This window comes from Sulfurovum sp. (assembly GCF_041551015.1).
Taxonomy (GTDB): Bacteria; Campylobacterota; Campylobacteria; order Campylobacterales; family Sulfurovaceae; genus Sulfurovum.
In genome coordinates, this window is record NZ_JBFENQ010000189.1 from 1 (window position 1) to 2,661 (window position 2,661).

2 protein-coding genes are annotated in these 2,661 nt (G+C 36.6%); both read left to right on the forward strand.

Annotated elements, in window-relative coordinates; all coding sequences use genetic code 11:
- Positions 1–135 (forward strand): ATP citrate lyase citrate-binding domain-containing protein (locus ABZC96_RS09555; RefSeq protein ID WP_373030741.1); only part of this gene is annotated, 135 nt, incomplete at its 5' end.
- A 9-nt stretch (positions 136–144) separates the two neighbouring features.
- The gene (locus ABZC96_RS09560; protein ID WP_373030739.1) at positions 145–1,947 is read left to right on the forward strand and encodes a citrate/2-methylcitrate synthase; all 1,803 of its coding nucleotides are present in this window, start codon (positions 145–147) and stop codon (positions 1,945–1,947) included.
- The last annotated feature ends 714 nt before the right edge of the window (positions 1,948–2,661 follow it).

Sequence of the window (2,661 nt, forward strand, 5' to 3'; positions counted from 1 at the left end):
AGACGTGGTGGACCAAACTACGAAAAAGGTCTTAAAGATATTAAAGAAGCAGCAGATAGACTTGGTCTATGGATCGATGTATACGGACCAGAGACACACGTAACTGATATCGTTAGAATGGCAGTAGAGGCATAAGGAGAGAAGATGGCACAATTATTTACTAGAGATACACAGGCTATTTTTTGGAATAACAACACAACAGCAATCCAAAGAATGTTAGACTATGATTACACAATCAAAAGAGAGAAACCTTCAGTAGCGGGTATTGTTGCTCCTACAAGTGGTAACAAGTTTGAGAAATTCTTCTGGGGTGGTGATGAGATAATGATCCCACTTTATAAAAATACAGAAGAAGCAAAAGCAGCTCAGCCACAAGCTGATGTTCTTTTGAACTTTGCATCATTTAGAACAGCATATGATGTAACAATGGAAGCATTGGAGATCGGTGGATTTAAGACTATAATGATCACAGCTGAAGGTATCCCTGAAAGACTTGCACGTAAAATGAACCAAGCTGCACGTGATGCAGGTGTTGTTGTTATCGGACCTGCTACAGTTGGTGGTATCGTTCCTGGTGCATTCAAAATTGCAAACGTTGGTGGTACGATTGAAAACATCGTAAACTCAAAACTTCATAGAGCAGGTTCATGTGGTCTTGTAACAAGATCAGGTGGTCTTTTCAACGAGCTTTCTAATATCATTGCTATCAATGCTGATGGTATCGCAGAAGGTGTAGCGATTGGAGGAGATAGATTTGTTGGTTCAGTATTCATCGATAACCTTCTTAGAATGGAAGAGAATCCAAATGTAAAATACATGATCCTTCTTGGTGAAGTTGGTGGTACAGAAGAGTACAAAGTGATAGATGCTATAAAATCAGGTAAGATCACAAAACCGATTATTGCATGGTGTATCGGTACGATTGCTAAGTACTATGACTCAGGTGTTCAATTCGGTCATGCAGGTGCATCTGCAAATGCTGAGCGAGAAACAGCTGAATCTAAGAACAAAGCTATGGCTGAAGCTGGTATTCATGTACCTGCAACATTTAATGACCTTCCGGCAAAAATCAAAGAAGTATTTGAGTCTCTAAATGTTCCTGCGATCCCTGAACCAGATATGAATGTTGTACCTAAAGTAAGAAGAAGTAAGCAGTTTATCTGTACTATTTCTGATGATAGAGGTGATGAGGCTACATATGCTGGATTCCCTATCTCTTCAGTAGCAACGCCAGATACAGGTAAAGGTATCGGTGATGTTGTATCTCTACTATGGTTCAAAAAACAGTATCCAAAATGGGCTACAGACTTTATCGAGACTGTTATGAAAACTGTTGCTGATCACGGTCCAGCAGTATCTGGTGCACACAATGCAAAAGTAACTGCTAGAGCAGGTAAATCTGTTGTTGAAGCACTTGTAACAGGTCTTCTTACAATTGGACCAAGATTTGGTGGTGCGATTGATGGTGCGGCTCAGTACTTTAAGCATGCTGATGATAATAACATGACTCCAAAAGAGTTCTTGAATTATATGAAAGGTGAAGGTGTGCCAATTCCAGGAATCGGACACAGAATTAAGTCTCTTAAAAACCCTGACTTAAGAGTGAAAGGTTTGATGGATTATGCTGCTGAGCATTTCCCGGCTACTCCACTTCTTGATTATGCAAGAACAGTTGAAGCATTGACAACTTCTAAAAAAGAGAACCTCATTCTTAACGTTGATGGTACTATTGGTATCCTTATGGTTGATATGTGGAGAGCACTTGGTTACTCTGAAGAAGAGATCAATGAGTTTATCGCATCAGGTACACTCAATGCATTCTTTATCGTAGGTAGATCTATCGGATTTATTGGTCATATTCTTGATGAGAAGAGACTTGCTATGCCTATGTATAGACACCCAATGGATGATATCCTTTATGATGTTCCAATGGCAGAAAAGATCTAATTCTTCTCGCTTCACAGTATATCTGGCACTAAATGCCGATACCCCCGTTGCTAAAGCATAAGAGGGGTGCCCGACTGAACGGGCTTTGTTTCGTTCAGTCATCTACTATTAAGTAGTCTCTTTCTCTACACTAATCCCTTTGAGCCAAATTTTACTATAAATCAAAAAGAATTTTGAATTATTTATATGCTTTAGTATCCTTAGTTCGAACATATATACACTAAATCTAAATATTAGATAGAAAATATTTTACGTAAAACAAAAAATATATTTAGAATCTTTAATACTATTTCATTTTAACAATCTAATTTAAACAAATAAACCATCTATTCTTCTTTTCTTTCTAAAAAAATATTCCAATATTTTTATATTTTCCTTATTTTATCTGCATTAATATTTCTATTATAAAAGCATTAATATAGCCTTAAATTATACTACATTCTTTTCTGAATACTTTCAATAAAGTACTGTAGGGCACTAGTAGTTAATTGAGCTAAAATAAGCCAATTTTTAGTTAATTTACATATATAATGTAAGTAAAAAAAGAATTTCAATAATTTTTCATATTTTCGCGAAAAACTCTTGACATGAGAGGAGTTCGGTGCTATAATACGCGTCCAACAACACATGGACGGTTAGCGAGTTGCTAGCAAGAGTGTTATTGAATGATCTTTGACAACCAAATATAAGTAAACAAATCAACGTCTATTTGAG